The following is a 15,374-nucleotide window of genomic DNA, read 5'->3' on the forward strand; positions in this document are numbered from 1 at the left end:
TATGTCGTTATTTTATAAGCAAGCTGTTTGCTCGCCTCGTTTGGCTAACGCTTTAAAAGCGGCTTGCTGATGTTCTTTTTGTACATAACGGGGTGGCAAAGGGTTAACTTGCAACTGATATCCTGTTTGGTTAGATTGCACACTTGTAACCGGCGATATCCACACAACCTTAAGCTCTGGCGCTAAACGCTTAATAACACGCGCTATTCCTTCGCCATTTTTCACATGAAAATCGCCCGCTATATGCATTACTTGCGCATCTTTATGATTATTTAAATAGTTAACGATAGACTCCCCCATGGTTTCATCCCATGTAACTTGCGCAGCATAATAATTCTCGTTTTGACTCGGCGAGCCGTGGTGCATTGAGGTCATAAAACGTTGCTTGTAATCACTGGGAGACGTATCAATAGCGGCTGCAATATAGCTCTGCTGTGTTTCATCAAGTTTATTTAGGTAACTTATGCCTTGCCTGCCAATACAGGTGACTATATTTTTAGGGGCATTTGCAGCTATTACATCGCTATTGTTCGTTTTTGCCAGCTCTACCAGCGCACGGTAATCACTTTTGTAATTTGGCCACGCTTGGGTGTTATCAATTAAGTATTGCTCACCAATTTCACCTTTAACATACTGGTTTAAAATAGGCTGATCCGCGCGGCTAAATTGTTCAAGCGAAAGGGCAGTGCGTTTATTACTTTTGCTTAATTGCTCAAATAACTCAGTCTGAAATAAATGCACGCCCGGATGTGTATGCAATTCACCTACTAAAACCACATCGGCATTTAATAGCTTGGGCTCTAATAATACAGAGCTAACAGGCTTTGCTTGTGCATTATAAAGTGCTGAGTAATATAACGATGAGCTTTTATCAGGCGGCAAAGTTGTTGTGCTACAACCACTCAAACCCGTAACTAACGCCAGAGTTAACATAGACTTTTTCATACACACCTTTAAAACACTTTAATGCAAATAATTATCAATATCATATACTTGTAATACCTATTAAGCCAGCCAAACTGCTGCTTACTTACATAATCAAGGAAATGAGCGAAACGCGCATTTATATGCCTTAACTTTGCTTGTAAATATTAAATAGCTTTTGATAGCAATGCCTTAGGTAATTTGTTAAAACTGTAGAAAAATGAGCGTAGCATCGGCAGAAGTATACTCGATTCGCGTATTATAAAATTGTTAGACAAATACATTTGGAGTATAAATTGGAAATTACATTACCAATTACGGTGATTTTTGCGATTTCACTTTTTATCATTAAAGAGAGCTTAGAGTTAGTCCGAAAGTCTAGAGCAAAAAAAAGAAAGCTACTTGCTTTCAAAGCTGTATTGAAAGAAGAATTAGAACTTAATTTATGGACGTGGAAAAAGTTTAAATCTTCACTGAACAGAATCCGAGAGGCTGGGCAAGGTGGTCATTACAATTATTCTATATCACCTGCAGGAACAGAGAGGTTCGAGGTAGTTGATGCCGAAGGATATGGAACTGGACAAATGTTCCCTAAAGTTGAAATTGAACTGCATTCTAAATTACTAATAGATGTTGCAGAGTTAGATGCAAAGATGTATAAAAAATTGATTGCAAGTTATAAAGGACTTTCTGAATTGCATCATTTGAGGAATAGAATAGTCGACTTTATTCATGAAAACCAAGAGACAGTTTGTGATATTGATAATTTTACTGGGTCTACTTTACAAGATCTTTCTCCTATTTATACTGAGTTGGATGCATTGTATCAATATTGTACGGGTAAAAAACTGACTGAACATCGCATGAGATAATTACCTAACAAGCTTTAAACGAAATAAAAACTGTTGGTTACGTTCCACTTTGCTTCACAATTATAGTCAACTATTTTTATTCGCTTAAGCAGGCGTTGAGACTGTAGAATTACTCTTTTTAAGAAAAACAGCCTGTTTTATGGGTTCCAAATGCTTTAAAAACGATCAAAGTTAATTACAGGAACTCGTTTTTTTAATTGAATTTGGCTGTCAGAGTTATTCTACAGTCTCGTTATAAATCACAAGGAGTGCGGTGTTGAATTCCGAGTTATCTGAAATTTCAGACCATATGTTTGAGTTGGGGACAAGTGCATTAGCCCATGCTAATTGGCATGCGAATTATATGAGCTTTGAAAATCATATGTGGCCAGAGCTTTCTGTGCTTCAAGCAGCTCATGCCGCAGAAATATTGATTAAAGCGAGGATAGCAGAAGAACATCCATTGCTAATTTTTGATCAAGTTCCAAAGTCTACTCAAGTTGATGATTCTAAATTAGGATTAAAACATCTTTTTGAAAAAGCTAAAACTATACAATATTCTGAATTACCTGAAAGGCTATGGGCAGCAACTGGTATAAAACTAAAGAATATTGATGCTTATAAGAAGTTTGGCTATTTAAGAAATAGCATTCAACATTTTGCTAGTCCATCGGATGTTGGTTGCAGTGAAGAAACAAGAAAATTTATTTATCAAGTCATTGATCCATTCATTCATGATTGTTGGGGTATAACAGCCGTTGATTACAACGAAGATCATGAACCGTATATTTATTTAATGGCTAACTTGATAACTAATGGTGTTGAGTTTTTAGTTTCAAATGCAGCTGCTAATAACTTGCAATATACAGAATTAAACTGGCCTAATGAAAACTACAAGCAGCTTATGCTTAAAAGGTTCAAACAGGCAGGTGCGGATGTAAGTGATTTATAACAAGCGCCTTATGTCTGCCCAACAGGTTAGGCTAGGACAATTATTCGCTGCAACTTCGTTGCAAAACACTCATAATCGCCTCATAGACGAGCGTTAGCAATCACTGAGATGATTATTAATTTAAATATAGAAGGTCATCGGCTTTGATAGCGCTTATAAAAGAACTCCAACCACAGCTTAAATACCTGTCGACATTAAACTTCTTATCCCTAAGCGTTGGAACTGGTGTGATATGGCAAAAAAAGTCGGCTTAGCTGAGGAGTATTTCCTTACAACTATTATTATTCCTTAAAATTAGCGACCTACTTATGATGAGTTAACTACTAATTTTAATAACCGCTAACATATCGTCGTCATCCTCATCGAGGCCAACTTCTTCAAACCCAAAACTTGAATAAAAGTCTTTAGCAACAGGGTTTAGCGGGTTGTAACAAATCTCGATTTGTTTAAGCTTAGAAGTTGTTTTAATCTCTTCAATTGCCATAGTTAGTGCTTTGCGCCCAATGCCTTTATTTTGATGAGTTTGATCCACCATAAAGCGCCAAATAGAAACCTTTGCAGAGGTTTCTTGTACCCACATAAAAAAGCCTACTGGCACACCATTTAGGTAAATAGCTTTACAGGTATACCCGCTATTGTAGTGCGCCTCAACTAACGACCACATATTACACGCTACGTATTCTTCTTGTGTTTTAGCAACCTCTAAATCGCATATGGCTTCGTAATTATCGGCGGTGATATCTTCCAATGACAGTTTCATGTTTTTCCTTCAGTACAACTTTGTGTAATTAGTAAGCTATCAGTGTATGTACCTATAATCAAATAAATGAAGAGATTGATTTTTATACCCCCTTAAATTAGCCTAAATAATGTTCTACACGGCTATCTAAAACAAAAAGGCCGCAGTAATAAATACTGCGGTCTTTGTTTTCCCATACCCTAATTTGTTACTCTGTTGTTATCACTAAATGCTAGTGTTACTATTATTGAAACGGATTTTTATAATAGCAAATGGAATTTAATTTATGAGTATTCAATTAGCAAACTACGAAATTAATATAAGATCATTTCATCCTGAAAAAGATTTTGGCTGGTCAGGGCTAATGTTTGAAGGGGATAATCGAGGGTTTTCGCTTAAACCTAGCGGTATTAAACCTACAACCTCAAGGATTTGGCATCGTCTACAGCTATCTACAAAAAATGGTAAAATTAATTCTGTTGATACAATATCAGATCCATCCAAAGCACCTTGGGAAGATAAAAAAAGAATATATTCTGGTAATTTAGCACCAAAAGGACGTGTTACCCTCAAAGACAAACCTCCAACTAATAGTATTTTTCAGTATCGGTTAAACGGCCAATACGGAGGAGTTAATCACGCGATGCCTGGCTCTCCAGAGATGCAAGAAAGATTAGATTTTTCATACGTGCCAACTTTAAATGTTAAATATAAAATTATAATAGACATTGATACTGTAAACGGTCACATGGATATAGTTACTTATATTACGGGCGATGCTTTCCCCAATTGTGAAGCATTTATTGTGGGTCCAGGTGGACAAGCAATCTCACTGGGTATCCATGTTCGAAAAGGTGCGCCACCACTAAGCTTATCTCTTAACGCTGATTACCCAATGATTGCAAGCGCACTGCGTTTACCGCTTAATAACAATGGTAGTTTTAAAGGAACTGTCGGCGATGAACTATTTAGACAGGCAAATAAATATCCTAAATTAGCTTTTCATCAAATAGCCGATTGGAATTACCGATTTACTTCTATTCCAGCGAATAGTGGCCATTGTATGCTACTAGAAAAAGCGAGTTTAGAATATTGCTTTAATGGCTCCCCCAAGTAAAGGCGACTCTATGAAACCCATCTTTAAAGCCCACTTTTTAAAAATATTGTTTATTGGTTCAATGGTAACGTGGCTATCAGGCTGTACTGAGATAAATAAAAGTGAGCCTGCAATTTACTTAATACCTGAAGGGTATGTTGGCTCTTTGTACATAATATTTAACGCCCCAAATGGAGAGCCACCAAAATACGAGGGAAACTCTCGTGTATATAAAATACCGCCATCAGGTGTACTCGTATCACAGATGGATGCAAACGAGGGCTGGATTGAATCTAGCCAAATACAGTACTTTTACGTAAGTGATACAGGTAAAAGAACGCCTATAAGCGAAGACTCTTCATTAGAAGATAACGATTCGCCAGGCAAAAGAACTGTTTATGTAGGTGGGCTAGGACAGTCAGGTCCAATATATGGCTGCACTGTGATAAATCAAAACTTTACGGTGGGCACGGACGCAGAGCAGACTGACAGAAGGAATCTGTACAATATATACGATGCTATCAAGCTAAAAAATATAGACGAAAAACTTTTTTATAATATTTGTCAACATTGAATAGCTTCAATAATATCGCAGCTATACGGAGCTAACCATCTTCCACGATAGTAATATTAAATTTGATTTAAAAATCATATTGTTACTTCATTCTATGAAAAAGTATGCGCTAATCACTAAAGTTATTCGAATAAACAAAAAGGCCGCAGTAATAAATACTGCGGTCTTTGTTTTTAGCTAAATGCTTTAAGCTAAGTGCTACCTAGTAAGCGCCTGCGCTGTAGATAAGCTCGTAGCTGTGGCTGTAAATCTCAAGGATGTTACCAAACGGGTCTTCCATGTAGATCATGCGGTACGGCTTTTCACCCGGGTAGTAATAACGAGGGGCTTCCATACGTTTTTTACCGCCAGCTTCTACAATACGCTCAGCTAAACCTTCTACATCAGGGTCTTGAACACAAAAATGAAAGATGCCTGTTTTCCAGTATTCAAAATTGTCTTTTGGGTTTTCTTGGTTTTTAAATTCGAAAATTTCGACACCAATACGATCCCCTGTAGATAGGTGCGCTATTTTGAATTTTTCCCACTTTTCGCCAAATACTTCTGTGCACATTTCGCCAATTGGGCTTTTGTCTTCGGTAATTAAAGTGGGTTCCATTATGGTGTACCAACCCATAACCTTAGTGTAAAACTCGACTGCTTTTTCAACGTCGGGAACCGAAATACCAATGTGCGAAAAACTACGTGGATATGTATGACTCATAATACTTCCTCTTTAACTTGTGACTTATCTTGTGACTAGTTGATGGAGTTAGTTTACGAATCGACCAACATTAAGTAAAATTATCATTAATCATCATTTTGAGTACGTTTTGTAATGATAAATCCAACATGGTTAAATACGTTTTGTACTTTGGTTGAGGTAAATCATTTTACCCAAACAGCTGAGCGCCTTTATATGACCCAATCTGGTGTAAGTCAGCACATTAAAAAGCTAGAGCAACAAGTTAACTGCGCTTTGCTTGAGCGCCATGGTAAGCAGTTTTCTCTTACTCCTCAGGGCCAAAACTTATATCAGCAGGGCAGCCTGCTTCTTAAAGATTGGCAGTTTTTAGAACAACAATTAAAAGATGATTCGCCGTACAGCGGAGCGGTAAAGATTCAATCTCCGGGCAGTTGTGGTTTAAAGTTTTATAATCAATTATTAGCACTGCAATCTGAGCATAAAGAGCTGATTATTGATTACCGCTTTGCGCCCAATGTAAGTGTTGAACAAGCTGTAGCAAACCACAGTGCCGACATCGGGTTTTTAACTCAAGCTCCAACATTTAGCGAACTAACCAGCCATAAAATAAGCCAAGAGCCACTACTACTTGTAACGCCTGCAGGTATAAACATGCCTAATTGGCAAACCCTGTGTGAGCTAGGGTTTATTGCTCATCCCGATGCAAGCCATCATGCGCAGCTACTACTAAGCGAAAACTACAGTGAGTTTGAGCATATTGACCAAATAAGACGTACGGGATTTTCTAACCAAATTAGTTTAATACTAGAACCTGTAAGCTTAGGACTGGGTTTTACGGTATTACCTGCTCATGCTGTTGGCGCATTCAATAAGCCCGCGCTTATTAAAACGCATCATTTAGAATGTCCGGTTAGTGAATCTATTTATGTGTGCCATCATCGAAATAGGCCGTTGGCAAAACGTATGAATACAGTAATTGAGCTAATAAAGGCGGGAGTAAATAGTTAAAACGTAAACCCCCTTTACACCCACGGCACTTAATACCATAAGCAAAAGGGGGAATAGAAAATTAGTTAACGCTTTCTAATTTTGCTTTTAAATCGAGTAAATCGGTTGCAATAGTATTTGGCTGTATTTCCCACGGATCGAAGATTGAGTCTTTAGATCGTTGAATCCACGCCGCGCGCATGCCGTGCGATATGGCACCGGTTACATCAAACGGGTTACTTGATACAAGCCACGTGTTTGCGCCTGTTGAATTGGTTTCGCGTAAAAAGTGGCTATAAACCCCAGGGTTTGGTTTAAAGGTTTTAACGTCGTCGGCACTTACTACCCCTTCAAAAAGCTCACTAATGCCAGCGGTTTCTAATAAGGTATGAACTGCGTCGGCAGCGCCGTTTGAAAATGCAAACAAACGGTAATCCTTCGCTTTTAATTGCTCAAGGCCTGCTTTTACATCGTCGAACGCAGGAAGCGTTTTATAAAGCTCTAGCAGTTGCCCTTTTTGATCTTCACTTAGCTCGGTTTTGTGCGCTAAGCAGGCGTAATCGAGTGCGTGTTTTGTACATAGCGAAAAGGGAATATAATTTTGCATTAATCCACGTCTAAATGAATACTCTAATTGCTTTTCGCGCCATGTATTTGAAAATGCTTGGGCGTTATCGCCAATCATGTCGTCGAGTAAGGACAGTACGCCGTGAGTGTTTATTAGCGTACCGTATACGTCAAATGCAAGTGTAGTTGCCATGTTTGCTCCGCAATAAAATAAATTAAGTTGGTTTTAGAGTACTTGCTTACAGCTTAACTTAATTTGAACGAACGCTCAAATTAATAAAACTTATAAGCATCGAGTGCCAAAATATCCATTTCTATATCTTCATGTATTTTTTTGGCTTTACCGTCACTACTTCCAAGCGCTGCAAAAAGAGGTAAAAGGTGCTCCTGGGTAGGGTGATTAAATAAAGCATAGGGTGCTTCATTTAAATAGTTAAGTAACGCTTGGGTGTTTTGCGCTATTAATTTTTGCTCAACCCAATGAGTAAACTCATTAACCATTTGAACACGGTTAGGTGTAGCAGGGCTTTTAAATATTTCACGTAGATTGTGACTAATCCCGCCGGAGCCAATAATTAATACGTTATCGCTGCGCAGTGGTGCAAGTAACTGTCCGTATTTATACATCGCCTGAGCGCCTAAACGCGTGTTAATAGACACCTGAACAATGGGAATATTAGCTCTTGGGTACATTAAGCGCAGCGGGATCCACACACCATGATCCCATCCTTGATCTGCACTTTGCACCGTTTTAATACCCGCTTTGTAAAAGTACTCACTAATAGTATTAGCAAGCTTAGGGTCTCCTGGTGCTGGGTATTGAATTTCATACAGGGGCTTGGGGAAGTTATAAAAGTCGTGAATAGTATGCGGCGCATCTCCTGATGTAATAACTATATCGTGCGCTTCATCAAAGTGGGCAGAAAAAACCACAATAGCACGTGGTTTACTAAGCGTTTGACCTAATGATGCAAGAAAATCTGACGTAGCCGATTGCTGAACAGCCATCATTGGCGAGCCGTGAGATATAAATAAAGCAGGCTGAGTCATACTAAAACCTTAAATAAATAGACGTGTTATAAACACTATATAAGTTTCTAATTTGACGATAAATATGATACTTATTTATACATTATCAACAAAGCATTGTTAAAAAAAATGGATAAGCTCACCACCATGAAGACCTTTTTAGCCGTTGTGCAAGAAGGCTCGTTTTCAAAAGCGGCCGATAAACTCGATATTTCGCCGCAGTTAGTCAGCAAATATATTTCTGCATTGGAAGATAATCTACGCACGCGTTTATTACACCGTACAACGCGAAAAGTAAGTGTTACAGAGGCTGGAAATCAGTATTATCAGCGTTGTCAGCAGGTGATTATTGATATTGAAGACATGGAAAACTCCCTCAATAACTTAAGCGAAAATGTATCGGGTGTGCTTAGTATTAGTGCGCCTATGTCGTTTGGTACTAAGCATTTAGCAGGTTTGTTGGTTGATTTTCAAAAGCAGTATCCAAATTTAAAGTTAGATTTACGGCTCACCGACCAATATGTAGATATAGTAGAGCAGGGTATTGATATTGCTCTGCGCATTGGCGTATTAAAAAACTCAACGTTGATAGCTAAAAAAATTGCCCCTATACACCTAGCGGTGTTTGCGTCACCCGACTATTTAAAACGCCATGGCACGCCACAAACACTGCTAGATTTACAATCACATAATTATTTACGCTATTCCCACAGCGAGCCCACAAAGCGATTATTTGGGGTTAATGAGCTAAAAAGCGAGCTAAAGCTTGAAAGTAACTTTGTGGCTAACAATGGTGACTTACTACTAAATACAGCCATTGCTGGAGGTGGTATTGCTATGCAGCCAACATTTATAGCAGGGGAAGCACTGGCTCAAGGTAAAGTAGTGCGCATTTTAAAAGACTATGAACCCGAGCCAATGGGGCTTTACATGGTGTATGCAAACAGACAGTTTTTACCCAGTAAAGTACGTGCATTTGTTGATTTTACTAGTGGATATTATGGCGATACACCTTACTGGGATTTAGCGTAATAAAAAGTAAACCGCCTAACAGGCATTATATAAAAGCTAAATTTTTAAAAAATTCCGTAGTAAATTTCTTAGTACTTTAAACACCTCTTGATTACTGTGTTGCTGATGCTGTAATACATCAACATTAGCCATCCAACCCATTTCTTCAAACTCAAGAGGAAGTTTAACCAGCTCACCACTTTGTACTGCATCTACAGCTACATGGTTTGGTAATAAGCACCACCCGTTACCTTGTATTGCTAGCTCGAGTAATACAAAGTAATTATCGGCATACCAAATCTCTGGGCTAATTTTTAGCTGAAAGCTACTTGTTTGCGTATTGCGAGAACGAAGAAGAAGTTGTCGATGTAGCCGAAGGCCATCCATATTTTCACATCTGATCCCCGCTAAAGGGTGCGATTTAGCAACATATAAATCAAATTTTACTGATCCAATACATTCATAGTCTAAGTAACTCGGTATATTTAATTCACTAAAAATAATACCCGTTATAGGCTTTTCGCTGTTTAGCATGTCAATTATGTCATGGCTGGATGCACTTAAAAACTCAAGCGATACGTAAGGATACTTACTTTGCAGCTTGCTAATAATACTCGCGATAGTTTTAAACGGGATCCCTTCGTCAAGTGCGATAGTGATTTCGGTTGGTGTTTTTTCGTTTAGTGCTAATGCAGAGTTTGTTAATCGCTGGTGTTGATTAAGCACGGCCTTAGCCTGGGGTAGTAACTGTTTACCGGCTTCGGTTAATTGTGGATAGCGCCCTGTGCGCTCAAATAATGTCGCATTACAGTCTATTTCTAAATTAATAATATGCTGGCTTATTACCGACTGCGCTTTACTTAAACCGCGCGCAGCAGCTGAAAACGATCCAGCTTCAACGGTAGCCACAAATGCTTGAAGCTGTTCAATACTAAACATATCGCTTTTCCCGATACTAAGTAACTAACACATATCTTTATAATGAATGAAAATACAGCCATCGTCATCAACTTAAGAAGTTATTTATATATGAACACAGCAGAACGTATTTTTCAGGCACTAATATTTGAGATGATAGCATTATCTTTTGTTGTACCTGCATCAGTTTATTTTGGTGGGTTTGCAACAGGAAAAATGGCAATAGTAGGTGTTGGTTTATCAGTCTTCGCCATGCTTTGGAATTACATTTACAACATAGTGTTTGATAAAATAGTTGGGCATAACCGAATCGAGCGAGGTTTAGTAACCCGCATTACGCATGCATGTGGCTTTGAGCTGGGTATGGTGGTTATAACGCTGCCAATACTTGCTTGGTATTTAAATATTACATGGCTAGCCGCTACAGCATTAGAAGCTGGCTTTTTAGTTTTTATACTTATATACACGTATATTTTTAATGTGTTGTACGATAAGTACCAACCTTACAAAAAATGGGTTAATAAATCGCAATGTGCTTGATATTTTTAAGTTTATAAAAGCAACGTTGTGGGGTATTGAGATCGTTTTGGCAAAAGCGCAATGGTAATAAATAACGGTAAATGTGGTTTTTAATTAAACCAATTAGCACTGCTCAATTGACTAAGTAGTGCTAATTTACTATTTGTACAATTTACCGGCTAACTGTAATGGGGGTTTACAGTAACTTTTTACTTTATATATTTAGCTCTTTCAATATGTTCCACACGCTCTCACCACTAGGATGAAGTGCAGCATGATACCGATATGCGTAATATGTAATAGGCACGTAATAATGCTTTTGGCCAACCACAACTAAACAATCCTCTTTTAACATACTCACTGAGATGTTCATTTAGTTTATAAGGTTACGAGCTGTTATATAAAATATTTTACTGCTTGAGGTAGTGTATTCGGTAGATTTTTCCTACCTATTAGCTCTGCGCCTTGTGTCTATAATTTATCGAGACACAGCATGTAGAGCTTGCTCACGCGAGAAACCGAGCTTTTGACTGCCTAATCACTAATTTTAAAAACTACGTTTTTAAACGCCAGCAAGCTGCGCTTATATAAATGCCCAACAATCAATGTACTTACTACTAAGCGTTGCTTGAAAGTCAACCTCATTAGCTATAACGAGGTGTGCCAAGCAAATGGCACACCTATTTTGTTATGTGGGTATGGGGGCGTTTTCTGCAATAAGCTGTTTAGATTTCAATTCACTCCAAAATTCGCTTGGTATGGTAACTTTCATTGAGGCTACATTAGCTTTAATTTGCTCTGCCGTGCGTGCGCCAGGAATAATTGAGGATACCGTTGAAGGCGCCTCTGCGAATTGCAGTGCAGCTGTTTTAATATCAATCCCATGTTTAGATGCAATGTCGCTTATTGCATTAAACTTTTGCTGCATAGGCCCAGGAATTTTAGGTGAATAATTAAAGCGGTTACGACCGGCTAAAAAACCACCATTAAGCGGAGCACCAATGACTGCTGAAACACCTCGTTTATCAAGCATAGGAAAGGTTTTATCAAGTGCCTGCTTATGATCTAAAATTGAATATTGCAGCGCTAGTAAGCAAATATCAGGGTCTGACATATCAAGTGCTTTATAAATAGCATGAGGTGTATTTACTCCAAAACCCCAGCCTTTAATTATTCCTTCATCACGCATTTTAGTTAACTCAGGAATAGCCCCTTTTGCAGCCTGATCAAAATACTTAAGCCAATCATCTCCCATATCACTATTTTGCGGTGATAAATCGTGAATATAAACAATATCAAGTGAGGCGACACCAATACGATGTAACGTGTCTTCTATTGAACGACGCGTACCTGATGCAGAGTAATCATATTTATAATGAAAAGGTGAGTGATCAGCCCAATGCCAACTATTTTCTAGAGGCTCTGCTGAAGGGGTAAGAAGGCGACCTACTTTTGAGGATAAAACATAATCTTCACGCTTTTTGTTTCGAAGTAAATCACCGAAGCGCCTTTCACTTAAACTCAAGCCGTAAAAAGGTGACGTATCAAAATGACGAATACCAGAATCCCATGCTGCATTTAGCATTGTTAAAATTTCTGCATCGCTTGATATAGTATTAAAGCCATTCCCAGCGGCAAGACCGCCTAAGCCCATTCTGGATTCAGGCCGGTAATGCTTAGCGTTAGTAACATCGTTTGTGGGCAGAGCAGCGCTTTTATCTATTGCTCCTTTAGTTTGCATAACACTGCCGTTAGACATTTTTACTTTTAATTGTTCAGCCAAAGCTGAAGCACTAAAAATAGAGCCTAAACTTAAAGCAGCGCCTGCTTTAATAAAATTTCTGCGAGATACCATGTAACTATTCTCCTTGAGTAAGGTTAAATATCTACGCTATAAACTAGTATAAATACCAACCAAACTCAAGCGGGAGAAAAACAATAAATATCAATAATTTCAATAAGATGGTTAAATTAACAAACGCTGAACGCGCACTTTAATTAACATTTTAGAATGATTATTTTCTTTACTCGTACAGTACTTTAATATGCACAAAATAGTGCACTTTAATAGCTTGATAAAAAAGCAAACTTCCAAATTGGTGCACGCCTTAATACTCATTTACACAACATAAAAATGGTTACATTTATTCAAGTGTAAAAATTAGTAAACAAAACCGAAATGTATAAAAAGAGTGAATACCAAAGCTTAGTTAATCTCACTAGCAAAGCGATTGCGGTAACGCTTAGTTAATTTAACCGAACGTAGCTGGTCGCTAATTAAAGTAAATATTGGTGAAGCGTTTGTTTTTACAGGTTTACCTTGGCCTAAACGGCGTATTTGCCTTTTTACCAGTGCCATAGTGGCAAGCCCTGCGAGGGTTTTATCTTGCCAAGTAACATTGGGTAATACGGCTAGTTGCAGTGGCTCATTTTGCCATTTGTTTGGTAAATTTGGTTGGTATGCAAGCGCAGTGGCAATACCCACGAGGGCCACTCCACTTTCAATCACGTTGTTGGCAATAGATAAGCGACTAATGCCGCCGGTGGTCATTATTGGGATTGATGAGCGGTGGCTAATCGCTTTTGCAAACTCTAAAAAGTATGCTTCGCGGGCAAGTGTGCGTTCGTCACCTGTTTTACCTTGCATTGCAGGTGCTTCGTAGCTACCACCCGATAACTCCACAAAATCAACATTGAGTTCATTCAATAAATCCACTACAACTTGCGCGTCACTGGGTTCAAACCCACCTCGCTGAAAATCAGCAGAGTTTAACTTTACCGAAACCGAAAGGGTGGGGGAACAAACCGCTTTAATACTGCGGGTTATTTCGAGAAGTAAACGGGCTCTATTTTGTAAACTTCCCCCCCATTTATCGTTGCGCTTATTGGTAAGTGGCGATAAAAACTGGGCAAGTAAATAGCCATGCGCTGCATGTATTTGTACGCCATTAAAACCGGCTTTTTCGGCTTGTAGTGCAGTTTGTGTAAAGCGGGTAATAACATCGTCAATGTCGGTTTGCGTCATTGCCTTTGGTACGCCAAATAAGTGCGAGTGCTTACCCATATTAAGTGTAACACTTGACGCTGATAGAGCCTTTCCACCCATTTTTTTAAATACTTGCCTACCAGGGTGATTGATTTGCATCACCACTTTGCAATTATTTTGCTTTGATAAACGAGCAAGCTCTGCAAAGGCAGTAATATCGGTACTTTGCTCAAGCACAAGGCCACCAGGGCCTGTCATCGCTAAATGATCAACCATTACATTGCCAGTAATAATTAGCCCTGTACCGCCTTTAGCCCATGCGCTATAAACGTTTTTAAGTGCTTGGGAGGGCGTTTGGTCCTCTTGTGCTAGGTTTTCTTCCATAGCGGCTTTGGCAATACGATTTTTTAATACTAAACCACTTGGCAAGGTAAAGGAGGTAAACACAGGGTTGCGCATAATTATTGGCTAATTAAATTGACATTAAAACAACTATAACCTTAAAGTTAGCTTGAAGGTCAACCTACTAAGTTTATGTAAAGTGGAGTTATTATTAGTTATGAAAATAGGCGAACTTGCAAAACTTACCAACATACCTGCCAGCACTATTCGTTTTTACGAAAGCAAAGGGTTATTAACACCAACCACTCGCAGTGCTAATGGTTATAGGCTGTACACCCAACAAAACTTAGAAAAACTGCAATTAATTAAATTTTCACAAAGCTTGGGTTTTTCACTCAACGAAATACCTTTATTACGTAACGAAAACGGCGAGCTAAACCACACAGTAATAATCGAACGTTTAGAAAAAAAACAAAAAGAAGCTGACATTTTGATTGAGCAAATGCAGAAAAAGTCACAGCGTATTGGCAGTTTAACTGCGTTACTAAACTCTTATTGGGATAAAGGCGAATGCCTGCCAGAAAGTAAATTAAATGAATTACTAGAAGTGATGGATTACAAATAAACTAATACAGCTTATTCAGGGCCTGTTTATCTTTTGAGGTTAAATTTGCAGCAGTATGTTTGGTATTTAGGCAAGGCAGAGTCTATGTAGTGTGGTTATTCCCCATAAACAGACGATAACGTAGTATAAATGCCAAACATGCGCTGCCCTAAGGGTTCTGCCTAGGGGCAATTTACTCTTTGTAGCTCGGTTTTTACTTATTATTACATGGATGTAAGCCATTAGAATAACGCAGGAGCAGTTATCGAGCCCACTAAATTACAAACCTCGCGCCGCGATTAAATAGCCCCTAGATTGAACAAATTTTATCCTGAGAGGTCAACAAGCCCCAGTAAGCTGTATTTTATTTATGTTACTTAAGCTTTTTAATGCCAATTAACACACAGATGGCACCGCCAATAATACCCGCCCATGCTTCTATTGGTGTATCACCACTAAATGCACGGCTTAACTGCGAAGCCGCCGCATCATAAACGTCATATCCCCACATAATTAAAGCGATACCTATAACGATTAAAACAATACCTATAATCTTATTATTCATAAACACCTCTGGTTTCTAACGTACA

Annotated in this window: 17 protein-coding genes; 8 read left to right on the plus strand and 9 right to left on the minus strand. The window is 38.5% G+C overall.

From position 1 onward, the window contains the following. Positions 1–12: 12 nt before the first annotated feature. Positions 13–945 (minus strand): ChaN family lipoprotein, encoded by a 933-nt coding sequence (locus I6E72_RS08405; protein ID WP_197111855.1) that lies wholly within the window; start codon positions 943–945, stop codon positions 13–15. Positions 946–1,220: 275 nt separating this feature from the next. On the opposite strand from I6E72_RS08405, the gene I6E72_RS08410 reads away from it, so the two are divergent. Together I6E72_RS08410 and I6E72_RS08415 are read left to right on the plus strand one after the other, a co-directional pair. Next, positions 1,221–1,796, plus strand: a complete 576-nt coding sequence (locus I6E72_RS08410; RefSeq protein WP_076924884.1) for a hypothetical protein — start codon at positions 1,221–1,223, stop codon at positions 1,794–1,796. 256 nt (positions 1,797–2,052) lie between these two features. Beyond that, positions 2,053–2,727 (plus strand): hypothetical protein, encoded by a 675-nt coding sequence (locus tag I6E72_RS08415; protein WP_197111856.1) that lies wholly within the window; start codon positions 2,053–2,055, stop codon positions 2,725–2,727. Positions 2,728–3,043: 316 nt separating this feature from the next. Here the strand turns inward: I6E72_RS08415 and I6E72_RS08420 are convergent, their stop codons facing one another. Then, positions 3,044–3,487 (minus strand): GNAT family N-acetyltransferase, encoded by a 444-nt coding sequence (locus tag I6E72_RS08420; protein ID WP_182694851.1) that lies wholly within the window; start codon positions 3,485–3,487, stop codon positions 3,044–3,046. A gap of 265 nt (positions 3,488–3,752) precedes the next feature. On the opposite strand from I6E72_RS08420, the gene I6E72_RS08425 reads away from it, so the two are divergent. Both I6E72_RS08425 and I6E72_RS08430 read left to right on the plus strand, forming a co-directional pair. Continuing rightward, the gene (locus I6E72_RS08425) at positions 3,753–4,583 is read left to right on the plus strand and encodes a hypothetical protein (RefSeq protein ID WP_076924882.1); all 831 of its coding nucleotides are present in this window, start codon (positions 3,753–3,755) and stop codon (positions 4,581–4,583) included. A gap of 10 nt (positions 4,584–4,593) precedes the next feature. Continuing rightward, the gene (locus I6E72_RS08430) at positions 4,594–5,136 is read left to right on the plus strand and encodes a DUF6843 domain-containing protein (RefSeq protein WP_076924881.1); all 543 of its coding nucleotides are present in this window, start codon (positions 4,594–4,596) and stop codon (positions 5,134–5,136) included. A gap of 202 nt (positions 5,137–5,338) precedes the next feature. On the opposite strand, the gene I6E72_RS08435 is transcribed toward I6E72_RS08430, so the two are convergent. Continuing rightward, positions 5,339–5,839 (minus strand): lactoylglutathione lyase family protein, encoded by a 501-nt coding sequence (locus I6E72_RS08435; protein ID WP_002959229.1) that lies wholly within the window; start codon positions 5,837–5,839, stop codon positions 5,339–5,341. Positions 5,840–5,953: 114 nt separating this feature from the next. On the opposite strand from I6E72_RS08435, the gene I6E72_RS08440 reads away from it, so the two are divergent. Then, positions 5,954–6,829 (plus strand): LysR family transcriptional regulator, encoded by an 876-nt coding sequence (locus I6E72_RS08440; RefSeq protein ID WP_010552899.1) that lies wholly within the window; start codon positions 5,954–5,956, stop codon positions 6,827–6,829. Positions 6,830–6,890: 61 nt separating this feature from the next. On the opposite strand, the gene I6E72_RS08445 is transcribed toward I6E72_RS08440, so the two are convergent. Then, positions 6,891–7,568, minus strand: coding sequence for a haloacid dehalogenase type II (locus I6E72_RS08445; protein ID WP_024591580.1), 678 nt, complete (start codon positions 7,566–7,568; stop codon positions 6,891–6,893). 80 nt (positions 7,569–7,648) lie between these two features. Then, entirely contained in the window at positions 7,649–8,425 is a 777-nt protein-coding gene (locus I6E72_RS08450; protein WP_197111858.1) for a DODA-type extradiol aromatic ring-opening family dioxygenase, read from the minus strand. Between the two features lie 108 nt (positions 8,426–8,533). On the opposite strand from I6E72_RS08450, the gene I6E72_RS08455 reads away from it, so the two are divergent. After that, a complete protein-coding gene (locus I6E72_RS08455) occupies positions 8,534–9,436 on the plus strand; it encodes a LysR family transcriptional regulator (RefSeq protein WP_197111860.1) in 903 nt (300 codons plus the stop codon). A 36-nt stretch (positions 9,437–9,472) separates the two neighbouring features. Here the strand turns inward: I6E72_RS08455 and I6E72_RS08460 are convergent, their stop codons facing one another. Further along, a complete protein-coding gene (locus I6E72_RS08460; protein WP_197111862.1) occupies positions 9,473–10,354 on the minus strand; it encodes a LysR family transcriptional regulator in 882 nt (293 codons plus the stop codon). 90 nt (positions 10,355–10,444) lie between these two features. Between I6E72_RS08460 and I6E72_RS08465 the strand changes: the two genes are divergently transcribed. Beyond that, positions 10,445–10,873: a PACE efflux transporter gene (locus I6E72_RS08465; RefSeq protein WP_197111864.1), complete on the plus strand. Its 429-nt coding sequence runs from the start codon at positions 10,445–10,447 to the stop codon at positions 10,871–10,873. A gap of 667 nt (positions 10,874–11,540) precedes the next feature. Here I6E72_RS08465 and I6E72_RS08470 read toward each other — a convergent pair. Both I6E72_RS08470 and I6E72_RS08475 read right to left on the minus strand, forming a co-directional pair. Then, entirely contained in the window at positions 11,541–12,707 is a 1,167-nt protein-coding gene (locus I6E72_RS08470) for an aldo/keto reductase (RefSeq protein WP_197111867.1), read from the minus strand. 351 nt (positions 12,708–13,058) lie between these two features. Continuing rightward, complete coding sequence (locus I6E72_RS08475) at positions 13,059–14,297, minus strand: NADH:flavin oxidoreductase/NADH oxidase family protein (protein WP_197111869.1); 1,239 nt, start codon at positions 14,295–14,297, stop codon at positions 13,059–13,061. A 100-nt stretch (positions 14,298–14,397) separates the two neighbouring features. Here I6E72_RS08475 and I6E72_RS08480 point away from each other — a divergent pair, with 100 nt between their 5' ends. Continuing rightward, positions 14,398–14,805, plus strand: coding sequence for a MerR family transcriptional regulator (locus I6E72_RS08480; RefSeq protein ID WP_197111871.1), 408 nt, complete (start codon positions 14,398–14,400; stop codon positions 14,803–14,805). Positions 14,806–15,157: 352 nt separating this feature from the next. Here the strand turns inward: I6E72_RS08480 and I6E72_RS08485 are convergent, their stop codons facing one another. Continuing rightward, the gene (locus I6E72_RS08485; protein WP_007583678.1) at positions 15,158–15,349 is read right to left on the minus strand and encodes a DUF3185 family protein; all 192 of its coding nucleotides are present in this window, start codon (positions 15,347–15,349) and stop codon (positions 15,158–15,160) included. Between the last annotated feature and the right edge of the window lie 25 nt (positions 15,350–15,374).

Origin of the sequence: Pseudoalteromonas sp. NSLLW24 (assembly GCF_015864725.1) — a bacterium.
Classification (GTDB): Bacteria; Pseudomonadota; Gammaproteobacteria; order Enterobacterales; family Alteromonadaceae; genus Pseudoalteromonas; species Pseudoalteromonas arctica.